Source organism: Haloquadratum walsbyi J07HQW2, assembly GCF_000415985.1.
GTDB classification, from domain to species: Archaea; Halobacteriota; Halobacteria; order Halobacteriales; family Haloferacaceae; genus Haloquadratum; species Haloquadratum walsbyi_B.
The window spans coordinates 2,226,885-2,228,860 of the sequence record NZ_KE356561.1 but is presented as its reverse complement, the minus strand read 5'-3'; the positions used below and the strand labels follow the sequence as shown (position 1 = coordinate 2,228,860).

Genomic DNA, 1,976 nt, shown 5'->3' with positions numbered 1-1,976 from the left:
ACTTCTCGGTGAACACGGTGACATACCAGACGGAAGACGTCTTCTTGAAGCAGATGTCGCGATGTTGTCCATCGACAGTGTCACTCCTAGTTCCGACACCGAATACGTCTACGATCTGTCAACCGAAACCGAGAATTTCCTCGGGAATCATCTGTTCTGCCATAACTCGGCGACACCGGTCAGAGAGGATGATAAAGAGTCAGAGATATTCACGCTGATTGGACCGCCAATCGGGACTGACTGGGCCGAACTGTTTGACGCTGGGTTCGTCGCCGAACCGGAGGTCGAAATTCGGTATGTGCCGTGGCGCGACGAAATGGCCCGAAACGAGTACGCGAGTGCAGACGGCCGCGAGCGGTATCAGTTGGCCGCAACAAACCCCGCGAAAATCGCCGAAATTCGGTATCTATGTGAGACCCACCCCAATTCGAAGACACTGATATTCGTTGACTATCTCGAGCAGGGAAAAGAAATCGCTGAGGCGTTAGATACTCCCTTTATTAGTGGTGAAACACGCCACTACGATCGCCAACAGCAGTTCGAGGCATTCCGGAACGGCGAGCTACAGACACTGGTTGTCTCACGGATTGCCGATGAGGGGATCGATCTCCCTAATGCCGAGTTGGCGATTGTCGCCTCAGGGTTGGGTGGCTCGCGTCGGCAGGGTACCCAACGGGCTGGGCGGACGATGCGACCGGTCGGCAGCGCAATTATGTACGTGTTGGCAACTCGCGGAACGCGAGAGGAGGATTTCGCCCAACAGCAGATGCGACACCTTGCAGGCAAGGGAGTCCGGATTCAGGAAACGAACGTGAGCGAATAGCAATCTTATCGGGGAGACCAGCGCGATCTCCATTGTGTTCATCACGCGGTCAACCGTTTCAATATCTGGATCGTACCACACATGCAAAACGCGGAAACTATTCTTTATCAGGTCACCGAGACTCGTTGCGAGGACAATATCAGTTTTCTGACGCGTTATTGAATCGCCTATGGCTCGCCAAGAGATGTAGAATCCAGTGACTGTCGAGGAGTCCCAGGCAAATTCAAGCTTGATTCCGAGTTTAGCGCCCCACCGTCGACAGTGTGTAGCGGTGTGTTGAGGATAGGCCGATTTGACGTCCTTATTAACTAACCGCGAGACGGCGGTATTCAACACGGCGACATTCGCGCGGCGTACACGGAACTTCCGTCAGAGACGTCTTGCAACGGCAGCAGGGTCGTATATAGCGAGTTCGACACATGATTTTCAATGACCTCCGACGCCTAGTCACTGACCGCAGCGGTCTCACCACATTGTGGTGCTGAAACACTTCGGGGAGGATTCCAGACAGATGTCGAGTCGATCAGTCGGGACCGGTGTGTCGTCAACCAAGGAAACAGGATCGACCAGGTAATAACACACCGTACGTATCCGGTTTCTTAGCTCGGAGTGGTCCAGCGTGGCGGCGACAGACTGCTCGCCGACTCGGCTTCGGTAGGTGTGGTTTCGACTGCATTGAGGTCGTATATTGTCGAGATGGGCGTCGACTCGCCGTCGTAGTCATTGATGAGACCCGAAAACCGTTGCCGTAGGGTCCGTCTGAAATACACAGCACCCGGTTGTCCGACGCGACCAGCGAAGCAATTGCGGTAGCTCTGTCCCCACCAGGGACGATAACGTCGTGATCGGCGTCATAGACCGACTGGAACTGCTCGTATTGGTTATAGAACTTGTCGTCGACGTTGAGATTCGGCTGCTGGTAGACCACTGTCTCCGGTGCTTTGGGTGAGACCGCAGTTGCTCTCGGCGTGAGTAACATACAGTACATGCGTGGTCGACTCATCAGCAGGGTGTAGTCTGGTGGCTCACCACGAGTCTCCGGCGTCATACAAGCTGAGAGACCGTCATATGTCTAAGTGAACGCCCGGGCAAACTGGCTCTCGTGAATGATATGGAATCACAGGTCTCTGCGCAGTGGTACTGTTTTGCCGAC

Annotated in this window: 2 protein-coding genes; one reads left to right on the top strand and one right to left on the bottom strand. The window is 54.5% G+C overall.

From position 1 onward, the window contains the following. Positions 1-823: helicase-related protein (locus J07HQW2_RS18500; protein WP_021055463.1), on the top strand; the 823-nt coding region annotated here is incomplete at its 5' end. A gap of 544 nt (positions 824-1,367) precedes the next feature. On the opposite strand, the gene J07HQW2_RS18495 is transcribed toward J07HQW2_RS18500, so the two are convergent. After that, entirely contained in the window at positions 1,368-1,871 is a 504-nt protein-coding gene (locus J07HQW2_RS18495) for a hypothetical protein (protein WP_021051897.1), read from the bottom strand. Positions 1,872-1,976 lie beyond the last annotated feature (105 nt).